At 36.9% G+C, this 22,917-nt stretch carries 21 protein-coding genes; 19 read left to right on the forward strand and 2 right to left on the reverse strand.

Annotated elements, in window-relative coordinates:
* The first annotated feature begins 23 nt into the window (after positions 1–23).
* The 5 genes from MK480_RS00290 to MK480_RS00310 all read left to right on the forward strand — a co-directional run bounded on the left by MK480_RS00290 (position 24) and on the right by MK480_RS00310 (position 6,191).
* On the forward strand, positions 24–581 hold the full coding sequence (locus tag MK480_RS00290) for a hypothetical protein (RefSeq protein ID WP_153199525.1): 558 nt from the start codon (positions 24–26) through the stop codon (positions 579–581).
* A gap of 81 nt (positions 582–662) precedes the next feature.
* On the forward strand, positions 663–1,076 hold the full coding sequence (locus MK480_RS00295) for a hypothetical protein (RefSeq protein ID WP_153199527.1): 414 nt from the start codon (positions 663–665) through the stop codon (positions 1,074–1,076).
* Between the two features lie 84 nt (positions 1,077–1,160).
* Positions 1,161–2,087, forward strand: coding sequence for a hypothetical protein (locus MK480_RS00300; RefSeq protein WP_194250701.1), 927 nt, complete (start codon positions 1,161–1,163; stop codon positions 2,085–2,087).
* Positions 2,088–2,215: 128 nt separating this feature from the next.
* Entirely contained in the window at positions 2,216–4,978 is a 2,763-nt protein-coding gene (locus MK480_RS00305; protein ID WP_268707029.1) for an AAA family ATPase, read from the forward strand.
* Complete coding sequence (locus tag MK480_RS00310) at positions 4,965–6,191, forward strand: hypothetical protein (protein WP_268707030.1); 1,227 nt, start codon at positions 4,965–4,967, stop codon at positions 6,189–6,191. Before MK480_RS00305 ends, MK480_RS00310 begins: the two co-directional genes overlap by 14 nt.
* A 210-nt stretch (positions 6,192–6,401) precedes the next feature.
* Here MK480_RS00310 and MK480_RS00315 read toward each other — a convergent pair whose 3' ends face one another.
* Positions 6,402–7,310 carry a LysR family transcriptional regulator gene (locus tag MK480_RS00315; RefSeq protein ID WP_060628759.1) on the reverse strand — a complete coding sequence of 303 codons (909 nt, stop codon included), beginning with the start codon at positions 7,308–7,310 and terminating at the stop codon, positions 6,402–6,404.
* 759 nt (positions 7,311–8,069) lie between these two features.
* Here MK480_RS00315 and MK480_RS00330 point away from each other — a divergent pair.
* From MK480_RS00330 to MK480_RS00365, 8 genes are all read left to right on the forward strand, one after another.
* On the forward strand, positions 8,070–8,177 hold the full coding sequence (locus MK480_RS00330) for a QVPTGV class sortase B protein-sorting domain-containing protein (protein ID WP_004256158.1): 108 nt from the start codon (positions 8,070–8,072) through the stop codon (positions 8,175–8,177).
* Positions 8,178–8,307: 130 nt separating this feature from the next.
* Entirely contained in the window at positions 8,308–9,042 is a 735-nt protein-coding gene (locus MK480_RS00335) for an ABC transporter ATP-binding protein (RefSeq protein WP_268707112.1), read from the forward strand.
* A gap of 12 nt (positions 9,043–9,054) precedes the next feature.
* Positions 9,055–11,070, forward strand: coding sequence for an FtsX-like permease family protein (locus MK480_RS00340; protein ID WP_268707031.1), 2,016 nt, complete (start codon positions 9,055–9,057; stop codon positions 11,068–11,070).
* Between the two features lie 80 nt (positions 11,071–11,150).
* Entirely contained in the window at positions 11,151–12,725 is a 1,575-nt protein-coding gene (locus MK480_RS00345) for a sensor histidine kinase (RefSeq protein WP_268707032.1), read from the forward strand.
* Positions 12,706–13,302: a response regulator transcription factor gene (locus MK480_RS00350; RefSeq protein WP_084926669.1), complete on the forward strand. Its 597-nt coding sequence runs from the start codon at positions 12,706–12,708 to the stop codon at positions 13,300–13,302. The genes MK480_RS00345 and MK480_RS00350 overlap by 20 nt, the downstream gene beginning before the upstream one ends.
* A 46-nt stretch (positions 13,303–13,348) precedes the next feature.
* Entirely contained in the window at positions 13,349–13,618 is a 270-nt protein-coding gene (locus tag MK480_RS00355) for a YqgQ family protein (protein WP_033689072.1), read from the forward strand.
* A complete protein-coding gene (locus MK480_RS00360) occupies positions 13,618–13,998 on the forward strand; it encodes a rhodanese-like domain-containing protein (protein ID WP_000259256.1) in 381 nt (126 codons plus the stop codon). The genes MK480_RS00355 and MK480_RS00360 overlap by 1 nt, the downstream gene beginning before the upstream one ends.
* An 88-nt stretch (positions 13,999–14,086) precedes the next feature.
* A complete protein-coding gene (locus tag MK480_RS00365; protein ID WP_261015932.1) occupies positions 14,087–14,314 on the forward strand; it encodes a DUF4190 domain-containing protein in 228 nt (75 codons plus the stop codon).
* Between the two features lie 45 nt (positions 14,315–14,359).
* Here MK480_RS00365 and MK480_RS00370 read toward each other — a convergent pair whose 3' ends face one another.
* A complete protein-coding gene (locus tag MK480_RS00370) occupies positions 14,360–15,082 on the reverse strand; it encodes a 16S rRNA pseudouridine(516) synthase (RefSeq protein WP_268707033.1) in 723 nt (240 codons plus the stop codon).
* Positions 15,083–15,242: 160 nt separating this feature from the next.
* Here MK480_RS00370 and typA point away from each other — a divergent pair, with 160 nt between their 5' ends.
* From typA to MK480_RS00400, 6 genes are all read left to right on the forward strand, one after another.
* Positions 15,243–17,084, forward strand: coding sequence for a translational GTPase TypA (gene typA, locus MK480_RS00375; protein ID WP_000164111.1), 1,842 nt, complete (start codon positions 15,243–15,245; stop codon positions 17,082–17,084).
* Positions 17,085–17,103: 19 nt separating this feature from the next.
* Entirely contained in the window at positions 17,104–17,358 is a 255-nt protein-coding gene (locus MK480_RS00380) for a DUF3165 family protein (protein ID WP_141230318.1), read from the forward strand.
* 369 nt (positions 17,359–17,727) lie between these two features.
* Positions 17,728–19,749 carry a bacteriocin-associated integral membrane family protein gene (locus MK480_RS00385; protein ID WP_268707034.1) on the forward strand — a complete coding sequence of 674 codons (2,022 nt, stop codon included), beginning with the start codon at positions 17,728–17,730 and terminating at the stop codon, positions 19,747–19,749.
* A gap of 1 nt (position 19,750) precedes the next feature.
* Positions 19,751–20,392, forward strand: a complete 642-nt coding sequence (locus tag MK480_RS00390; RefSeq protein ID WP_000571283.1) for an ABC transporter ATP-binding protein — start codon at positions 19,751–19,753, stop codon at positions 20,390–20,392.
* A 103-nt stretch (positions 20,393–20,495) separates the two neighbouring features.
* Positions 20,496–21,848, forward strand: coding sequence for a UDP-N-acetylmuramoyl-L-alanine--D-glutamate ligase (gene murD, locus MK480_RS00395; RefSeq protein WP_268707035.1), 1,353 nt, complete (start codon positions 20,496–20,498; stop codon positions 21,846–21,848).
* Between the two features lies 1 nt (position 21,849).
* A complete protein-coding gene (locus MK480_RS00400; protein WP_261028569.1) occupies positions 21,850–22,908 on the forward strand; it encodes a UDP-N-acetylglucosamine--N-acetylmuramyl-(pentapeptide) pyrophosphoryl-undecaprenol N-acetylglucosamine transferase in 1,059 nt (352 codons plus the stop codon).
* The last annotated feature ends 9 nt before the right edge of the window (positions 22,909–22,917 follow it).

Raw genomic sequence — 22,917 nt, forward strand, 5'->3', positions numbered from 1 at the left:
TTATTTTAAACTGGGAGAAAATAATGGAAAAACATGAAAACCAAACGAACGAAGAAGTGACCATAGAAAAAGTCGAAGAGACTACGGAAAGAATGGAAGAATCAATTAATGAAGTAGTTAAAGAGAAGCCTGATAGAGTAGAAGCAATCAAAAAAGAGGCATCAAGTTTTGTAGATAAAGCTGGACAACAAATCGAAAATCTAGATATGAATGGTCTCATTGAAAAGATTAAAAAACTATTTGAAACAAAACCTTTACAATCTATCGGGATAAGCCTAGCTATCTTTCTTATTGTGTTCTTTGGAGTTCGCAAATTAACCAGTGATCCCTTAGATGGAACTTATGAAATTTTAACAAAACGTGATCATTTAATCATGGTGATTAAAGGAAATGCTGGGACCGTCATCTCTGAAGATTCAGACGGAGACAAAGAAAAAAGATTAGTGAAAATTAATAAACAAAAGAAAGTATTGACAATAACAGACGATGAAGGAAGAGAAATAGGAAAAACAAAATATATGTTAAAAGATAAAGAACTCTATCTTCAAGAGCCAGATCAAACCTTTAACCGAGTAAAATAGACAACGCATTCAAAGCTTACCTCAGTACCCTAAAAGTTACTGGGGTAAGAAATTGTATATTGTATATAGGGAGAATATCAAATGAAATTTAAAAAATTAATAACTCTAGCCAGCTTGGTTGGCCTAATTACTTTCTTATTGCCTGTTGTTACATCAGGTAATCAATCACTAGCTCCGGTAAGTGAACATGTTTCAGAATATTTGGATGTACCATTATGGTATCTATTTTTGGTTTGGTACGGAGCATTTGTAATTAATTTCTTATTATCTTTAGTAATTGGAAAAGGAAGAGTGCTTCAAATTATTACATCGATTATAGTTATTCTGTTAAGTCTATTTGGAATTCTTGTTCATTTTTCAATAACAAAAGAATTGGTTGGAAGATCGAATTTAGGTCTTGGAGCGATTCTATATTATGTATGTGTTGTAATAAATCTTTTCGCAGCAATAATGATTATAAAAGGTGATAAAGCTACTAGTGAAAAAATGAATTAAATAATTTCATTTCAGTAGTAGTTGGGATGAATGTTATAGTAGAAATTCGGTATTATATAGTGATAAGAGAGGTTTTAGGTTGAAATGAAAAAAATTTTATTTCGTTTTCCATTTTGGTATTATTTAAATCCAATTAATTTTTTAGGTGTAGGTGTATTAGGTTTTATCACCTATTACAATACTGTAAGAATATTTTCAGAAATTGCTGAGTTTGAGAAATTTAATGTTGCTCATTCACATAATCAGTTTTTTGTAATATTAGGTATTGTGTTCCATATTATTTGGGCAATTATCAATATTCTATTGTATCCGTATGTATTTTCTTACATTTTTAAAGTAGTCTCAAATATTATACCAAAAGGATTTTTCTTCAGTTTTATGTTTAAGCAAATAGGTGCTGCATATAGAGAGGAAATGGATAAAGGGGATATTTATTTAAAACATAGAATCTATTATGATTATCGTGGATATCCTACATCCATTGAACCAGTATATGATAGGGCAATTGATCGTGCACTTGACGCAGTTAGTGGAATGTTTGCGATTCAGTTTGGAATTAGGATTGTTTGTGTGAGTGTTGGTATAGTGCTTTTAATAGCAACATGGTATTTCACAATTTTCTATGGTTGGTTCTTTGCTATTAAATATAATCGTCAACATCCTATAAAAAAAAAGAGTCAAAATGAACCAGTAAAAATGCCTTCAATTCAAAATGTGAATCAAATTTCTGAAGTACAGGGGAGTGAATTGGATTCTGAAAGTACGATATCGAGTGATAATAGAAATCAAGAAATTTCTTCGCAAAAAAGAAAAGTGTCTGATTTATTAACTCAAGAAAGGGTAGAAAAGGCTGGGAATATTTTGGAAAAAATGCTATCAATCTTAATTAGAATTAGTATTGGATTTTTCAAAGTTTTAGGAAAAGTTGTATTCTTTACTTTGAAAGTTACTAGGGGAATTTTTAGAGGTATTGAGCATTCTGTGGAAGATTCAATCAGAAGAATGTTTTAGTCAGTGAAATTAAAACTTAAATATGACATAAAACTGTAGATAGATTAATAAATGATAAAATCTAAATGAAATGATATCTATAAGTCATTTTATTTAGATTTTTAATGGTTTAGAAAGATAATAGAAAAATGACAACATATAGAGTAGGAACAAGTTTTAGTTCATGGTCTTTTGGAGATGCTTATTCGAAGGCTAAAGATGGGGATATTCTTGCATTGGAAGAAGGTTATATGCTTGAGTTACCAGCAGGAAGACACTATAAGATAGAAAAAAGCATCAAAATAGTTGGGAAAATTTCTGAGACCGAAGGTGGAGGAACACTTTATCACAATACTATAGCAGCGACTCTGAGAATTATGAACGGAGTTACAGTTCAGTTTGAAAATATTTGGTTTCAAGTAGATGACCACCGTTGTGCTTTAGTAATAAAGGGGAATTCAACTGTAGTTCTAAATACTGTATACTTTAATGAACAATTAGATAATAAAAAAGTTTTCATAATGGTTGAAGGTAAGTCAAAATTGTTAATCGAAAATGCAGGAAATCAACTATATAATGGTTCTTACAGTACAACATCAATTAAAGTTAGTAATTCTACTCTAGAACTAAAACGTGCTGAGTTAAATATAAAATTGAATGCAGATAATGGTTCATCTATTCAAATGGAAGATACAGTGATTGAGAGATGGAATTCTAATATATTAGATATACAAGATTCATCAGTAACTTCCATAAATACTGTCTTAAAAGGGGGGGACGCTGAACAAGATTACCCTGCAGTTTTTTTAAGCCGTTCGACTGCGAAATTACAAAATACAGAAGTCATTCAACCATTTTATCAAGCGGCTGTTTGTCTGAAAAATAGTGCTAGTCTTGAATCAATTGGATCTTCTTTGACATCTATAAAGGCAATTAGTAGTCGAGTCTGTATAGAGCAAACAACTATTAGGGAATCTCTTTTGTTAGAATCCAATTCATTTTGTAGGATTAGTGATTTTGTTGATATCATAGGTGAGAACGAGGAAAAAATTGATATTTATTGTGGAGCTTCTGTCTTAATAGCAAATACAATAAAATTAAATCGTAATATTACCCCAAATATTCGACTTTCAGAGAATTCATACCTAATTGCAGATACTATTCTTAAAGAATTTGAAGATACGAATGGTATAATATGGGATATTTCAGAAAATAGCTGTAAAATTTTGAATGAAGAGAGTACAAATTCTGAACCACAAGAGGAAATCAGTGAGATTATCGAACGCGATTATGAGGAAGAATTGTACAGCTTGATTGGTTTAAATAATGTAAAAAAAGAAGTCCAAAAATTACTAAGAACAGTCGAATTCAATCAAAAAAGATTATCAGAAGGTCTTCCAATTCAAGAACAATCTCTACATTCTGTTTTTACAGGAAATCCTGGTACAGGGAAGACAACAGTAGCAAGATTGTTAGGTAGACTTCTCTTTGACAGAGGTGTTCTCCCTGTAGATGAATTTAAATTTATTGAGGTTTCTGAGTCGGATCTTATTGCAACTCATATTGGTGAGACAGCAGTACAAACGCAAGCAATATTGGAAAAGGCTAAAGGTGGTATTCTTTTTATTGATGAAGCATATACTTTAAATAAAGGAAAATCTTCTCAACATAATTTTGGATTAGAGGCTATAAACACGATACTAAAGTATATGGAAGATTACCGCAATGAAATTATGATTATATTTGCGGGGTACACTAAAGAAATGGAACAGTTTTTTGAGACGAATCCTGGATTAAAGTCACGTGTACCAAATACATTCTTCTTTGAGGACTATTCTGGTGATGAAATTGTCGAAATGGGATTGATAAATCTTCAGAAATCTGCTTATCAACTTGAAGACGAATCTTATTATGCTATGAGAGTTAAGCAGGCCTATAGTCGCTCGTTAGATCATAGTAATGGACGATGGATTCGTAATTTTAATGAACACTTAATGAGAGCTTTAGCCAATCGTGTTGTTGAGACGCAGGTTGAGGATTATGTGACCATTATTAATGACGATATAGATGATGTTCTTCTTCAAGGTACTCAAAAACCAGAAGAGAATCAAAAAGATGCTTTGGAACAATTACAAAACTTGATAGGAATACAGAAAGTTCAAAAACAGGTTGAACAATTTATTTCATTAGCTGAGCTGAATAAGAAGAGGGAAGAACAAGGCGCTGCTGTAAGCGAGTTCTCACTTCATTCCTTATTCTTGGGAAATCCAGGGACTGGTAAAACTACTGTAGCTCGCATTGTAGGAAAAATTCTTTATCAAAAGGGAATTATTCCTCAAAATAAATTCATTGAAGTATCTCGAAGTGATTTAGTAGCTGGGTATGTAGGCCAAACGGCTATCAAGACGCAAGAAGTATTGAAATCTGCTCTAGGAGGAGTTTTGTTCATTGATGAAGCATATACGCTATCCAATTCTAATGAAGATCGATTTGGTAAAGAAGCAATTGATGAGATACTTAAATTCATGGAAGATCACAGAAGAGATATTGTCATTATCTTTGCTGGATATACAAAGGAAATGGAAGAATTTCTCTCAGTAAATTCAGGACTACCAAGTCGAATTCCAAACACTTTTGATTTTGAAGATTATACAGCGGATGAAATCATTCAAATTGGTTTATTAGGATTAAAAAATCAAGGATACTTTATTGATGTGGACTATTATACTCAAACTATTGAATCTTTGTATAACAAAATCAATGATTGTAGTAATGGTCGCTGGATTAGAAATATCAATGAAAAAATTATTAAGAATTTATCAATTAGAGTATCACGTGAGAACGTGACTGATTTGTCGACAATAGATAAAGTCGATATTGAGAGAATGATGTTAGAATATGAGAGATTATAAAAATATGGAAAATCGTTTGAAATTACTAAACAAAATACTGGTGGTTGTTTGTTCTATATTAGGCTTATTTTCACTTATGAATTCAGCCCAAGCTGACAATACTGCCTACAACCAACTATTGCCACAAATTACTGAGAAGTGGGAGAGCAAACATCTATTTGAAAATAATGCTAATAGACTTGGTTACGCTTTGATGGATATTGATAAAAATGGGACGGATGAGTTATTAATCGGTCTGACCAACGGTCAAAAATGGGAACTGTTTGAAGTATACTATATGAATGGTAATACTCCAACTCCATTATTTGATAGATTTTGGGATACAAGCCTTAGAATGGGGACAGTTATTAATACTTACACAGATGGTAGTATTATAGTGTTCGAAAGTTCTCCAGGGATTATGTCATATAGATTGTTCCAACTTTCTAAAGAAAATAAGGAGCCAAGTTTAATTAAAAAAGGTGAATTTAGAGCAGGAGAAGGTGATTTAGATGAGTTAAATCTTGATTCTAAAACAAAAATAGATACCTCAGCTATTGAATATACTTCTCTAAATCTCCCAATCATAGGAGATAATATGGATCCGAATCCTCCTATGCCCAAGTCCCTTGCTGATGCTAAAATTGGTGATGAAATTCCTTTGCCATCTGAATTAGTAGGTACTTGGATTAATAAAGAGCCAAATAATGGTACTAAATCTGGTAAAGCTTCATCACTTATTTTAGGAGAGGACGGAAGCTACACTGGAACCTTTAAAGATGGAGATATTAGAGGGAAGGTATCTCGTCTTAAAAAAGTGAGTGAGAATGGATTTATTGTCTTAACAGAAAATCAAGAGGATGATTTTTTCTCTTTAATTGTTGGTTTAGGTGGAGGTTTGCCTCCTGGTCACCGACTCGAACATGGTATGGTACTAGAAGGGCGAACTTTATATAATGTATTGTGGGTAGTAAAAGAAGGGGAGGAAGACTATTCTAAACCTTCCAAGCTAGTAACTTTTGTAAATCCAAATTATGGTCCTAAGAAAATAGAGAAAAAAACAGATCCAGAAGTAGCGAAACAAGACGATACAGTGGCAGAATCAACTCAAGACAGTAGTGAGGAGACAAAGCCAGAACAAAAACTATTTGAAAACATTCCAGTGTTTGGCATTGTTGCAGGAGCTGGACTTATCCTTGTTGTAATTCTGTATATATTTTGGTTTAAAAAATAAGATTTTATAAAATCATTTTGATTTACTATTAGAGAAAAAACCTCAAAAACTAGGGTTGAAAACTAGTTCTTGAGGTTTTTAGGTTATTCGATTTAGAGTGATTCTCATACTCAATGAAAATCAAAGAGCAAACTAGGAAGCTAGCCGCAGGCTGTACTTGAGTACGGTAAGGCGACGCTGACGTGGTTTGAATTTGATTTTCGAAGAGTATCAACTATCAAACTGGACTTCTTCTAGGAGATAGTCGATAAAGCGTTCGCCCATCTTAGATAGGCTGGTTTTTTCATGCTGGATATAGACTAGCTCAATGGAGTCGTCAATATCCAGTGGGATGGAAACGATATTGTCTCCGTTGAGGTTGCTGTTCAAAATCCCTGTTGCTATCGTGTATCCATCCAGACCAATCAAGAGATTAAAGAGGGTGGCACGGTCACTAACCACGATGGATTTCTTGTGATGCTCTTGAGAAAGGATTTCCTCTGAAAAGTAGAAGGAGTTGTGTGTCCCTTGATCATAACTAAGGTAAGGGAAATTTTCCAAGTCAGACAGTTTTACCTTGTCTTTTTTTGCCAGAGGATTGGTCTTGCTGACAAAGATATGCGGTTGCGCTGTGAAGAGATGGTGAGCCAGCAGGTGGTTGTCATCCAGCATTTTCGTTAAAACATCACGGTTGTAGCTGTTAAAAAATAGGACACCGACCTCACTACGGAAGTTCTTGACATCGTCGATAATCTCCCAAGTCCGAGTTTCACGAAGGAAAAGCTCGTATTTCTCCATATCACTTTTCTTGAGCAAAGAGACAAAGGCATTGACCACAAAGGCATAGTGTTGAGAGGAAACGCTAAAAAGTTCGCGGTGGGCGACAGGATTTTTATAGCGTTCTTCCAGAAGCTGGGTTTGCTCGACAACTTGACGGGCATAAGAGAGGAACTCCATCCCATCACGGGTCAAGGTGATGCCCTTAGGATTGCGGATAAAGATTTCAATGCCCATTTCATTTTCCAAATCTCTCACTGCATTGGAAAGACTAGGTTGAGTGATAAAGAGTTGCTTAGCTGCTTCATTCATGGAGCCAGTTTCGACGATTTTGATAATATAATGTAATTGTTGAATTCTCATGTTTTTATTGTACCACACTTGCTTCAGAATCGCCAAAGAAGATAGGAAAATCAGGGGGAGTGTGTGGGTCTCTGTAAAGTAACTAAGAAGAAAATTCTAAATAATTTAAGAAATAGTGTAAAAAAGTAGCTGAGTAAGAGATTGTTCAGCTGTTTTTTAATTGAGAACTATAAAAATTTTCCTCGAAAATAAGAAACTTGCACGATTTACTCATTACTTATCCAATACTAGAGTTTATACTAGTTATTGTAAAGATGATCATCCAAAAGAAGGAAGGAGGCAACCTTATGGCTAAAAATACAAATCGTTTAGAAATTGATTCTCTCAGTTTTGAGGTTGAAAACCAAGAACTTTTCGGGAAATCAGGAGCTAGTGGTACATAGCTTTTAAAATGACACTAGCAGGTCTCTGTGGATTGTATTTCACCTATTCCTATGAGTTTACGAGAAATAATGTTCGCTGTTAGATAAAACAAAAGGAAGATTCTAGTGTTTTATTTCAAAACATTGACAACATTTTGATTTGGTGTTATATTTACGGGAGAAATACAAATAAAACAAGACAACTTTGAGATTGATTCTTTGGATTGTGGAAATTAATAGCCAAGAATTGGATGGAAAATCTGCTGCTGGGTTAGGGTACGGCTGTTAGATTAACAGCACAGGGGCGCTGTGCTTGGTGGTTTGCATATTCTTATGAATGTATTTCGTCAAACGTGCGCTGTGAATAAAACTCTCTATTTTTTGACAGGAGGATAAAATGGAAGGAATTATTGGAACACTAGAATTCTATGCACCTGTACTGGTCTTAGGAGTTGTTGTCATAGGGATTGTTTACTTTATGAAAAAAAGAAACGATCGCAAATAATCAACATCGACCGATACCTGAAAAAGGCATCGGTTTTTTATTACTTGAATATATTGCACAAAATACTCATGCCAAACATTGAAAGGAACCGTATAATAAGAGAGTAATAAAGAAACGGAGGAATGAAATGATGAAACAGCTTATTGTAACAGGATTAACGAAAACATTTGGTCAAGGGGGTAATATCGTTCATGCTTTATCAGATGTGAACTTGTCCGTTGAAAAAGGTGAATTTCTGGCAATTATGGGTGCCAGTGGTAGTGGAAAAACAACACTCCTCAACTGTATTTCAACGATTGATAAACCAACGTCAGGTGAGATTCGATTTGAAGATTTTGACATCATCCATGCCAAGGAAAATGAACTAGCTGACTATCGTGCTAAAAACATTTCCTATATTTTCCAAGCCTACAACTTGGTGGAAACCTTGACGGTCTATGAAAATATTGTTCTACCTCTTCAAATTCAGGGGAAAAATATCAAAAAACATCAGGATAAGATTGTGGAAATTTTGGATAAGTTGGCCATCCAAAACTTAAAAGATAAGTTTCCTAATCAGTTATCAGGTGGTCAGCGACAACGTGTGGCAACTGCTAGAGCCTTGATTGATGATTCTAAACTGATTATTGCAGATGAGCCGACAGGAGCCTTGGACTCTGCCAATTCTGAAAAACTGATGGCACTTTTGCAGGATATCAATAAAAGTTTTGGTATTACCATTTTACTGGTTACGCATGACCCTGCTGCAGCAAAGTATTCCTCACGGATGGTGCTACTTAGCGATGGAAAGATTATGGATGATTTGGAACGTAACAGCCTATCTAATGAACAGTATTTGCAAGAGATTTACAGCCGTACCAGATAGGAGGAGGAGAGTATGTATCCAAAATTGATTTTACGAAATGTATTTCGAAATTTACAGACCTATACCATCTATTTTTTCAGTCTGACCTTGATTTATAGCTTGCTCTACGCTTTTAATGCTTTACCAAGCCATCCAGTGATGCAAAGTTTATCAGGAGCAAAGGAAATGTTGACGACGGTGATGAGCCAGTACATGGGTTTGCTTTCCTATCTGATTCTATCGGCGATTGCCTTTCTCATCGTTTACGCCACAAATTTTGTGCTGGGACGGCGCAAGAAAGAACTGGGACTTTATGCAACGCTGGGAATGAAGAAGAAGCAGATTATCCGTACCCTGTTCTTTGAAACCATGCTGGTCAATATCTTTTCCTTGATTCTAGGTTTCTTGCTTGGATTGATCTTACTGGTCATTCTAGCTAAGATTGCATCTGAGTTTTTTATGGCCAATTACTTTGGTAGTCTGCTTTTTTTTGATAGCAAGTCTATCATCTTGCTAGTTTATTCCTATTTGGTAACCAGTTTTATTGTTGGTGTCATGGACATTCTTACCTTTAGAAAGCAAAATATCATTGCACTCATTCAAGAAAATGGGGTCAAGAAATCTGTCTTGGCAAAAGGCAAGCCAGTTCTTCAAGCACTTCTCTTTATTCTTTCGACAGCTGTTATCGGTTTTGGTGCTCTCTATTTTTCAGACTATCACCATCTATCATTCTTGAAAAGCTGGGGTATCTTGCTGGTATCTGTCTTCGTGATTTTTGTGATTTTATTTTACAATACCTTGAGCCATTTTATCTTGGTCTCCCTTAGAAAACTGCCTCAAACCTACTATAACAAACTAAACACTTTTAAAATCCGTCAATTTTCAAAACAAGCTGATAGTAATTCGGTCACGTTGGCTGTCTTATCCTTGACCTTGACACTGGCTCTCAGCTTACTAGTTTTTAGTGGTAGTGCCTATACGACTATGAACCGAGAGCTGAACAAATACTCACCTTATGATGTAACTGTCAATCTCTACCGTGGTAAAGAGTTTCAATTTTCTCAGGAATCTGTCAAAGACAGATTGAAAGCCGATGGCTTTGACTTTAACCTCATCAAAGAGGAGTACAGCTGTCCTATCTATTCTAGTGATTTAACTTATAAAGATTTGATTGATACTAGTAATCTCTGGGAGCATGATAAGAAACTTCCTGAATCAAAAGTACCGATTTTAGGAATTTCTGCCTACAATCATCTCCGCAAACTGCAAGGGAAAAAAGCGGTTGACTTGGCAGAAGACCAATTTCTAGTCAATGCCAATTATAAAGGAACTGCCAAGCAGATCCAGGACTTTCTATCAACGACCAAAACCTTCATGATTAACGGTCATTCTCTCAACCTTGCCTCTTCAAAGCCACTTGAAACAGTTTACTTTTTATCTTCAGTAACTACAAATGACTCAGGAACCTTGATTGTACCAGATAAGGTAGTAGTTGGATTGACGGAAGACCACACGACCTATGTTGCCAATTTCAAGGAAAATATAGACAAACGGGAAGTAGAAACATTCTTGAGTCAGTGGATTGAAAAATACTACTTCACTCGTGATGGAGCAGAGTTGAATTCGTTCGTCTATCAAACCAAAGGAAGAATTTTTGAGATTTATCTTGGATTTATGGGAGTCATTGTCTTTGTCATGATTTTTGTTAGTGTTATTTTTATCATTATTTCCCTCAGTATCTTGTCTCTTCAAACTTCTACAAGTGCTTTGGATAGTGTTAATGATTATCAAATCATATATCTTCTTGGGAACAAGAGAAAGCAAAATCGCTCTATTCTTTTGCAACAGATTCTAAGTTATTTCTTGGTTCCGCTGGTCGTCGCAGGTCCGCTAGCATTTGCCTTGAGTACCGCTCTTTTGGGCTATTTTGAGAATTTCGCTAATACCAGCATTTCTATTGATATCACCTATCTGGGAGTAGCGGTTTTACTCTTTGTCCTTTACCTGCTAGTGACTTACAGAGTAAGTTGGCAAATTATTGAAAATTAAGTTAAATACCAGAGTTGCCTATCCTGCAATTCTGGTATTGTGTTATAATGATATTAAAGTAGTTCAGGAAGTAGATACATATGAAACAGTTTGTCAAATCGCTCTCGAAAAACTCACTTTTATTGTGGTGGTTGACGATTTTTAATCATCTAGCTTTAATGATTTATATTTATTATAGGACTCCTCTGGACTTTTCGACAGATTTTTCCTTGCAGATGGTTTTATTGCTGATTATTGCTTTAATTGTATTTAGCTATATTTGCAATATTGTGACCTTTCGGTATAGTGAGTTGAAACTTTGGTTGCTCCTGATGATGTTTCTCATTAGCTGGCAATCCATATTTAATCAAGGAGTTGCAAGCACCCTGTTGCACTTTTTTGATATTCTTCATCCGCTCAACTCTTTTTTATTGGTGTATAGTTCTCTGTCTATTATCTTTCTGGGAGAGAAAATAGGAGAAGAACTGTTGAGTGTGTCCTTTGTGTTGACACTAATCACCATTAGTTCGTATCTGTTAAGTCCTTCAATTTTTCTATTTCTGTCCTTGTTTGCGTCTTTCTTTTTAAACCTTGTTCCCTTGATTTTACTGATTTTATATCATAAAGAGTTGAAAAGTAAACTCAAGTATCAGAGACGAAATTTGTGGATATTAGCTTTAATATTGCCTCTTTCTTATTTCTTTTTGTATATCAATACGAGGGGCTCAGGAGTGATGAACCTAGTCTGGTATCTTGAGATTATTGGAATACTTGCTTTTTTGCATCTCAAAACAATTATTAACTCTCTTCAGAAAAGGGTAGTAGAGTTGAAATTGTCCTATATAAAAGCTTTTTCACGCTTGTTTTTACTGGTTATGTTTTTGTTAGTAGGCATTTTCATCATCTTTCATTTAGACTTAAACACGAGCTTTTTAGTCTTGAATATCATGTTACTATTGTTCGGGATTTGTTCGGAAGAATTGATTCGCCTTTTTGGTTCTGCTGAAATGTTAGATGCTAGGGATTATGTAAAAGTTCTCTTTTTAAAGCGTAATCGTATGGTGAAAAGCCTGCTGGCAAATGAAGACACAGAACAACAGTTCTCCGAATTTCTTCACAATGAAATCCTGCAAAATGTGATGGCGATAAAAAATTTCAATAAATATAGTAGCAATCAAGCTTTTGGTGAACAGATCAATCTGGTGACAGAGGAGTTGGTTCAGCGGATTCGCGAGCGGATGGATTATTATCAGCCAATGGTAGAAACAGACGAGCAGTTAGACATCCAGTATCAAGGGCTGATTAATCGGATTGTCAAGCGCTATCACGCAGAAAATGAAGTCGTCACACAGTTTCCTGTCCACTTTAGGCTTTTATCTCCTTACGATAAAATTGCCTATCGTCTGGTTGAGGAATTGGCGACCAATGCCGTTAAGTACGCTAGTGGTGGAAGGATTTCTTTGAAGATTGATGTGCATGATGACACTATTTTTATCATTTCTGAAAATGACTGCCTTCAAACAGAAAAATCCTTAGGTTATGGCTTGAAAAATATGTCTAATAAAATTAGTGTTTTAGGTGGTCAAATGCAGATTTTTGAAAATAATAAGAGATTTCGTGTAGAAATTACTCTCCCGATTGATAAGGAGTTGTGTTATGAAAATTTTGTTAATTGATGATCATAAATTATTTAGCCAAAGTATCAAGATGATTTTAGAGTTATCGGAAAACATTAAAAAGGTCCAGTTAGTAGATAATTTTTCGACTATTTCGGAGATTGCTTTTAATGACTACGACATTATTTTGATTGATATCAACCTGACGAGTCTGTATCAAGATGATGGGCTGACCTTGGCACAAGAGATTATCGACAATGGTTGTTCTAGTAAGATTGTAATTTTGACGGGATACAGCAAAAAGATGTATGAACACCGAGCTAAAGCTATGGGAGCTTATGGCTTTCTAGATAAAAGTATAGATCCAGATGAGTTGGTGAAAAAACTGGAAAAGATTTATCTAGGAGGTAAGATCTTTTCAGATGAAGTGATGGTAGAGGTGCTAACACCACGAGAAATCGAGATACTAGAACTGGTTAGAAATGGCTTGACCATTGATGATGTCTGTGACAAGGTCTATGTGAGTAAACGTACAGTTTCCAATCACTTGGCCAATATCTTTTCAAAATTAGGAGTGGCTAACAGGCAGGAGGCGATTCATATCGCTGAGCAGTTGGGCTATTTTCCACCAGATTAAAAAGTTGCAGAAGATGCAGTTTTTTAATTTCTGTGCTACTTCTTGTGTGAGTCTCTTCTTGAAAAAAACACAAAAATTTGCTAGAATGAGTCTTATGAAAACATTCTATGATGTGCAGCAATTCCTCAAACGATTTGGTATTATTGTTTACATGGGAAAACGCTTATATGATATTGAACTGATGAAGTTGGAGCTCTCTCGGATTTACGATGCAGGGTTGATGGACAAATTAGACTATCTAGAGGCAGAAGCGGTTCTACGCAGAGAGCACAAGGTAGAATTGGATTATATTGAGAAAAATGGAGAAAAGAACTAATGGTTACTTGGATTTTGTGGGCACTTATACTGGCAATGTTGGCGTGGATGGGCTTTAACTATCTTCGTATTCGCCGTGCGGCTAAAATTGTGGACAATGAGGAATTTGAAGCCTTGATTCGTACGGGTCAATTAATCGATTTGCGCGACCCAGCAGAATTCCACAGAAAACATATTCTTGGGGCTCGCAATATTCCTTCAAGTCAGTTGAAAACTAGTCTTGCAGCCCTTCGTAAGGACAAACCTGTCCTTCTTTACGAAAACCAACGTGCGCAACGAGTTACAAATGCAGCTCTTTACTTGAAAAAACAAGGTTTTTCTGAGATTTATATCCTTTCTTATGGTTTGGATTCTTGGAAAGGGAAAGTCAAGACTAGCTAACCTTATTTCCAAATTAGTCGAATGATAGGATGAAGCTATTGTTTTATAGTATAATTAATTTGTATAAAATTTAAGGAGTTCTTAGAACATGAAAGAAAAGAAGAAAAATCCACTTTTTGTGGGTATCTTGTCGATTATTCTTGGTTTGTTATTTCCGTTGGGAGGTATTGGTTTAGGTATTACCAGTTTATTGTATGCTAACTCACTTCAAAAAGAATCTGGACTAGACTATAAAACAGAAAAAATTATAGCTATTGTAGGGATTGTAGTTTCCGTAATTAATTGGGTTTTAGGATTGATTATTTTTATGAATTAAGTAGTGTAAAATAAAAAAGCTTTATTTGAAAGCTTTTTTCTTTTATCAACTCATCTCTAAATAGTTTTTAATGATCTCTAATTCTTCTGGATTCAAGGGACGGCATTGACCTTCTGCTAGTTCTGGGTCTAAAGTGAAATCACCGAACTGAATTCGTTTGAGGGAGGTTACCTTGACACCAACTGAGAGGAACATTTTTTTAACCTGATGAAATTTCCCCTCTGAAATGGTGATAGAGGCTTGACTGAGGGAAGGACTTGCAGATAGAATCTCAAGTCTTGCAGGTTTACAGACAGTACCATCTAAAAAGACAATTCCTTTTTGAAAGGTTTGGATATGATCAGGTGTCAGGAGTCCATTAACCTCAACTTGGTAGGTCTTATCGACATGATATTGGGGATGGAGGAGTTGAAAGCCCAAAGGGCCGTTGTCGGTCAAGAGGAGGAGGCCGGTCGTATCTCGGTCCAGTCGGCCAACGGCATAGAGCTTGTCAGACTGAATATCAGGTGGAAGCAGGTTCATGACAGTTGGAAGTTGCTTGTCTTTGTTGGCTGTCACGACACCAGCAGGTTTATGAAGCATAAGATAGGTGTGCTCATAGCCTTGAATGATTCGGCCCCGAAAGAGGAGCTCCTGTAGTCCTGTATCGATATTCTGAGCTAGGGAGCGGGCTGGGCAACCATCGACGAGAATTTCCCCTTTTAGGAGTGCTTGCTTCATGGCTTTTCGGCTAACTTTTTCTTGGGCTAATAAATTATCTACACGCATACCTGCCTATCTTACCATAAGTCGCTTGCTTTGAAAAGGCTTGACGTGAAAAGAAAAGCAGAGTGAAAACATTTACACTTGCTTGAATTATGTTATTTACCTGAAATTATGGTATAATCGTTCAGTTAGAAAATAAATTTTGAATATTATAGAGGAAATCATGACAAAATTAAGAGAAGATATCCGTAACATTGCGATTATCGCCCACGTTGACCACGGTAAAACAACCCTCGTTGACGAATTATTGAAACAATCAGAAACGCTTGATGCACGTACTGAATTGGCAGAGCGTGCTATGGACTCAAACGATATCGAAAAAGAGCGTGGAATTACCATCCTTGCTAAAAATACAGCCGTTGCCTATAACGGAACTCGTATCAACATCATGGACACACCAGGACACGCGGACTTCGGTGGAGAAGTTGAGCGTATCATGAAAATGGTTGACGGTGTTGTCTTAGTCGTAGATGCCTACGAAGGAACAATGCCACAGACTCGTTTCGTATTGAAAAAAGCCTTGGAACAAGACCTTGTCCCAATCGTGGTTGTTAACAAAATCGATAAACCATCAGCTCGTCCAGCAGAAGTAGTGGACGAAGTCTTGGAACTTTTCATCGAGCTTGGTGCAGATGACGACCAGCTTGACTTCCCAGTGGTGTATGCTTCAGCGATCAACGGAACTTCTTCATTGTCAGATGACCCAGCTGACCAAGAAGCTACTATGGCACCAATCTTTGACACGATTATCGACCACATCCCAGCTCCAGTAGATAACTCAGATGAGCCTTTACAGTTCCAAGTATCACTTTTGGACTACAACGACTTTGTTGGACGTATCGGTATCGGTCGTGTCTTCCGTGGTACTGTTAAGGTTGGGGACCAAGTTACCCTTTCTAAACTTGACGGCACAACTAAAAACTTCCGTGTTACCAAACTCTTCGGTTTCTTTGGTTTGGAACGTCGTGAAATCCAAGAAGCCAAAGCAGGTGATTTGATTGCCGTTTCTGGTATGGAAGATATCTTTGTCGGTGAAACTATCACTCCGACAGATGCAGTTGAAGCTCTTCCAATCCTACACATCGATGAGCCAACTCTTCAAATGACTTTCTTGGTTAACAACTCACCATTTGCTGGTAAAGAAGGTAAATGGGTAACTTCTCGTAAGGTAGAAGAACGCCTGCAGGCAGAATTGCAAACAGACGTTTCCCTTCGTGTTGACCCAACTGATTCACCAGATAAATGGACTGTTTCAGGACGTGGAGAATTGCACTTGTCAATCCTTATCGAAACAATGCGTCGTGAAGGCTATGAACTTCAAGTATCTCGTCCAGAGGTTATCGTAAAAGAAATCGATGGAGTTAAATGTGAACCATTTGAACGTGTTCAAATCGACACTCCAGAAGAATATCAAGGGTCTGTTATCCAAAGCCTTTCTGAACGTAAGGGTGAAATGTTGGATATGATTTCAACTGGTAATGGTCAAACTCGTTTGGTCTTCCTTGTTCCAGCGCGTGGTTTGATTGGATACTCAACTGAGTTCTTGTCAATGACTCGTGGTTACGGTATCATGAACCATACCTTCGATCAATACTTGCCATTGATTCCAGGTGAAATTGGTGGTCGTCACCGTGGTGCCCTTGTTTCTATCGATGCTGGTAAGGCTACAACTTACTCAATCATGTCTATCGAAGAACGTGGTACGATCTTTGTCAACCCAGGTACTGAGGTTTACGAAGGAATGATCATCGGTGAAAACTCTCGTGAAAACGACTTGACAGTTAACATCACTAAGGCAAAACAAATGACTAACGTCCGTTCAGCTACTAAGGACCAAACAGCTGTTATCAAGACGCCTCGTATCTTGACACTTGAAGAGTCTCTTGAGTTCTTGAATGATGATGAGTACATGGAAGTAACTCCTGAGTCTATCCGTTTACGTAAACAAATCCTTAACAAAGCAGAGCGTGAGAAAGCTAACAAGAAGAAAAAATCAGCTGAATAAGAGCTAGAAAGAGATAAAGATGGTTTATTTAATCATAGGACTCCTCTTATTACTACTCTATGTATTTGCGACACCACAAAGCATTAAAGGGACAGTTAATATCGTCCTTGTCGTCTTTGCTTTTGTAGCACTTTTGATTTTGCTGATGTTGTCTGTCCTGCAAATCTTTCAGCTACCGACAGAATTCTTCATCGCAGTCGCTATGCTCTTCCTAGCATACTTTAGCTTGCGAGATATTACCCTTATGTCGGTCCATAAAAGTAAAAGAAGATAAAAAGAGAGTTTCGGCTCTCTTTTTTTGTAGGAATTTTACAATAGTTTGAATTGCTTTTTACTGTAACATCATCCATTTTTCTCGGATAGTATGAATGGGAAACACTGGAATAAAATTCGTTACTGACATCTATTTCTAAGGAAACTTTAAAATTCTATTACTAATGATATCTTATTAAAATATGTTGATAGATTATATAGAAAGTGATATACTTAAGTTATAAGAAACCGATTTCAAAATAAGAAAGAATTAAATTTGTTGTCTTGGTGCTCAGGGTGTAATGGATTAAACTAAGAAAATAATTCTAAGAATTTATAAAACATAAAATCTTTGTTCTATAGGGTTATTCTCTTATACAAGGAGTCTACTATGAAGAAACTATTCATATTATTATCAACTTTTTTTCTCAGCTTCTTCCTTGCTTGGATTATTGTCTTACGTGCGCCACAATATTTATATGCAAGCTATGATTCCGTCTCCTTACTTCGTGTCAAAAAGGATACTCAGGAACCGACGCGTGAGGTATTTGAACAGGAATTGGAGAATTTTGCAAACTCAGAACAGAGTTTAATAGCTAGAAGAATCGTAGAGCCGAGTAAGGATGGGACGACTCACTTTACTTATGCAACTTATGGTCAGGGAACTTTACCAAAAGAATTCCAAGAAGCTAGCCAAGAAAGTCGTGAACGTAGTGATCCGCTAAATAGTTATCTCCTTTTGTCAGGCTCCTTGACGAAAGAAAAGCTTGCCGATAAATTAGGAGATTTGGGTTATAAAGCAATTCCTGACCGAAAGACACCGCCCTATTCTCTTGCTTTTAGAATGTTACTAATTCCCCTTATTTTAATTAGTTTAGCAATATTTGGCTTATCTTTCTTTGCTTTAGTGATTATAACTCGGATTAAGGAAATGAGAGCAGCAGGTATAAAACTCTTTTCTGGTCAGACTCTCTTATCCATCATGGGGCATTCTTTATCGACTGATATCAAGTGGATCCTTCTATCAGCCCTCCTTTCCTTCCTAGGTGGAGGAGTCGTTCTTTTTAGTCAAGGTTTGTTTTATCCTATTTTGTTAGCTACATATGGTTTTGGGATTAGTTTCTATCTTTTGTTTTTATTGGGTATTTCAATTTTACTAATGCTTCTTTATCTAATGAGTTTGAGTTACAAAGCATTAGTTCCCGTTATTAAGGGGAGATTACCTCTTAAACGCTTGATGGCTTTAACCCTATTGTGTCAGTTAGTAGCTGTTTTTACAGTAGGCTACGCTGTTAAGACAGGTTTGACGTCTTACCAACGATTGAAAGAACTTGAAATTTCAAAACAAGCATGGCAGGACAGAGCAGACTATTACCAGATTTCCTTTGGCTTAGGTGATAGAGTAAAAGATACAGAAAATCAGAATAAGTGGTATGAATTTTCCAAAGAAGCAGTTGAAAAAGAACAGGCTCTATTTGTAAAAGATAATCTCATTCATTTTGCAAATCCTCAAGGAAAAAGTGAACAGGGAGAGACACTGGATACCTATAGTCCAGATGCTAATGTTCTCTATGTCAGTCCAAGTTATTTGGACAAGGAAAATGTATCTGTAAATGGTGAGACTAGACAGAAACTAGCCCATCTTCAAAAAGGGGAATTTGGACTCTTATTACCAGAACATTTGCGCTCTCGAGAAGCAGAACTTAAGAAAGTTTTTGAAGAAAGATTGAGTTATTATGGAAAATCTGGTGAGGAGGCAAGTGCTCCTTTAGAGTATGAAATGAGAGCGATTGTTAGCTATCTTCCAACTGGAGAAAAGCGGTTTGTTTATAATAACGGTGAGAATCCCGTATCCACTCAGTATTTGACTGATCCGATTTTAGTTGTATTTACTCCAACATCTACAGGTGATAGTATCATTTCCAAATCTAGTTGGTCTATCAATGCTGGAAAACAACTCTTTATCAAAGGATATGAGAGTGGGCTAGAACTCTTGAAGAAAGCTGGAATTTATGAGCAAGTATCCTACCTTAAAGAAGGAAGAAGTGTTTATCTAACTCGTTATAATGAAGTTCAAACTGAAACAGCAACTTTAATCCTAGGGGCTATTGTTGGAATAGCTAGTTCCTTGTTACTCTTTTATTCTGTCAATCTTCTATATTTCGAGCAATTCCGCCGAGATATCTTGATTAAACGAATTTCAGGTTTACGATTTTTTGAAACACATGCTCAGTATATGGTTAGTCAATTTGCCAGTTTTGTATTTGGTGCTAGTCTCTTTATTTTAAGCAGTCGAGACTTGGTGATTGGCTTGCTCACTTTATTAGTCTTTCTAGCTAGTGCAGTTTTGACGCTTTACCGTCAAGCGCAGAAAGAATCTCGTGTTTCTATGACAATTATGAAAGGAAAATAGGATGATTGAACTAAAGAATATATCTAAAAAATTTGGAAGCCGTCAGCTATTTTCAGATACGAATCTTCATTTTGAAGGTGGGAAAATTTATGCCTTAATTGGGACAAGTGGCTGTGGTAAGACAACACTCTTGAATATGATTGGGCGATTAGAGCCATATGATAAAGGGCAAATCATCTATGATGGTACTTCTCTTAAGGACATCAAGCCTTCTGTTTTCTTTAGAGATTACTTGGGATACTTATTTCAAGATTTTGGCTTAATTGAAAGCCAAACCGTCAAAGAGAACCTCAATCTGGGTTTAGTTGGTAAAAAGTTGAAAGAAAAAGAGAAAATCTCTTTGATGAAACAAGCTCTAAACCGTGTCAACCTCTCTTATTTAGATTTAAAGCAACCTATCTTTGAATTATCAGGAGGAGAAGCACAACGTGTTGCACTAGCGAAGATAATTTTAAAGGATCCACCTTTGATCCTCGCAGATGAACCAACCGCTTCTTTAGACCCCAAAAACTCTGAGGAATTACTTTCTATCCTAGAATCTTTAAAAAATCCGAATCGAACTATTATTATTGCGACCCACAATCCTCTGATTTGGGAGCAAGTGGACCAAGTCATTAGAGTTACCGATTTATCACATAGATGATAAGGTAAAATTCAGTTAGAAGAAAGAGTCACAAACACACTTTGTGGCTTTTTTATTTCCATAAAAATGGTAAAATAGTAAGAGTAGAAATGGAGTTCGAGATATGAAAGTAATAGATCAATTTAAAAATAAGAAAGTCCTTGTTTTAGGTTTGGCCAAGTCTGGTGAATCTGCAGCTCGTTTGTTGGACAAGCTAGGTGCCATTGTGACAGTAAATGATGGCAAACCTTTTGAGGACAATCCAGCTGCGCAAAGTTTGCTGGAAGAAGGGATCAAGGTTATCACAGGTGGCCATCCTTTGGAACTTTTGGATGAAGAATTTGCCCTCATGGTGAAAAATCCAGGTATTCCATACAGCAATCCCATGATTGAAAAGGCTTTGGCAAAGGGAATTCCAGTCTTGACTGAGGTTGAATTGGCTTACTTGATTTCAGAAGCGCCAATTATCGGTATCACAGGTTCAAATGGTAAAACAACCACAACGACTATGATTGGGGACGTTTTGACTGCTGCTGGGCAACATGGTCTTTTATCAGGAAATATCGGCTATCCAGCTAGTCAAGTGGCACAAACTGCGTCAGACAAGGACACGCTTGTCATGGAACTTTCTTCTTTCCAACTCATGGGCGTTCAAGAATTCCATCCAGAAATTGCGGTTATTACCAACCTCATGCCAACCCATATCGACTACCATGGGTCATTTGAGGAATATGTGGCAGCCAAGTGGAATATCCAGAACAAGATGACAGCAGCTGATTTCCTTGTCTTGAACTTTAATCAAGACTTGGCAAAAGAATTGGCAAGAAAAACACAAGCTACAGTTGTACCATTCTCAACACAGGAAAAGGTTGATGGAGCTTATCTGGAAGATGGTCAGCTCTACTTCCGTGGGGAAGTGGTCATGGCAGCGAATGAAATCGGAGTTCCAGGTAGCCACAATGTGGAAAATGCCCTTGCGACGATTGCTGTAGCCAAGCTTCGTGGTGTGGACAACCAAACCATCAAAGAAACTCTTTCAGCCTTTGGTGGTGTCAAACACCGTCTCCAATTTGTGGATGAAATCAAGGGTGTCAAATTCTATAATGATAGCAAGTCAACCAATATCTTGGCTACTCAGAAAGCCTTGTCAGGATTTGACAACAGCAAGGTCATCTTGATTGCAGGTGGTTTGGACCGTGGCAATGAGTTTGATGAATTGGTGCCAGACATTACTGGACTTAAGAAGATGGTCATCCTCGGTCAATCTGCTGAGCGTGTCAAACGGGCAGCGGATAAGGCTGGTGTCGCTTATGTGGATGCGACAGATATTGCAGATGCGACTAGCAAGGCCTATGAGCTTGCGACTCAAGGAGATGTGGTTCTTCTCAGTCCTGCCAATGCTAGCTGGGATATGTATGCTAACTTTGAAGTACGTGGCGACCTCTTTATCGACACAGTAGCGGAGTTAAAGGAATAATATGAAAAAAATTGTCTTTACAGGTGGGGGGACGGTTGGACACGTTACCCTCAATCTTTTGTTAATGCCCAAGTTCATCGAAGATGGCTGGGAAGTCCACTATATCGGGGACAAGCGAGGTATCGAACACCAAGAAATCCTTAAGTCAGGTCTAGATGTCACCTTCCATTCTATTGCGACTGGAAAATTGCGTCGTTATTTCTCTTGGCAAAATATGCTGGATGTCTTCAAAGTTGGTTGGGGAATTGTCCAATCGCTCTTTATTATGTTACGACTTCGTCCACAGGCTCTTTTTTCAAAGGGAGGCTTTGTCTCAGTACCGCCTGTTATTGCAGCGCGTGTGTCGGGAGTACCGGTCTTTATTCATGAATCCGACCTGTCTATGGGCTTGGCCAATAAAATCGCTTATAAATTTGCGACGAAGATGTATTCAACCTTTGAGCAATCTTCAAGTTTGTCTAAGGTCGAGCATGTGGGAGCAGTGACAAAGGTTTCAGACCAAAACACTCCAGAACCAGATGAATTGGTGGATATTCAAACCCACTTTAATCCCCAATTGCCAACTATATTGTTTGTCGGTGGTTCTGCAGGTGCTCATGTCTTTAACCAATTGGTGACAGACCATAAGAAAGAACTGACAGAGCGCTACAATATTATCAATCTAACTGGAGATTCTAGCCTGAATGAGTTGAGCCAAAATCTCTTTCGTGTTGACTATGTGACCAGTCTCTATCAACCCTTGATGGAATTGGCTGACATTGTTGTGACACGTGGTGGTGCCAATACGATTTTTGAGCTTTTGGCCATGGCAAAATTACATGTTATTGTGCCACTTGGTCGTGAAGCTAGTCGTGGAGACCAGATTGAAAATGCAGCTTACTTTGTAAAAAAAGGCTATGCAGAAGAGCTTCAAGAAAGCGATTTGACCTTGGATAGTTTGGGAGAGAAGCTTTCTCACTTACTAAGTCACAAGGAAGATTACCAAGCTAAGATGAAGGCTTCAAAGGAATTGAAATCTCTAGCAGATTTTTATGAATTATTGAAAAAAGATTTATCATAAGGAAAGTAA

This window comes from Streptococcus mitis, assembly GCF_026782895.1.
GTDB classification, from domain to species: Bacteria; Bacillota; Bacilli; order Lactobacillales; family Streptococcaceae; genus Streptococcus; species Streptococcus mitis_CB.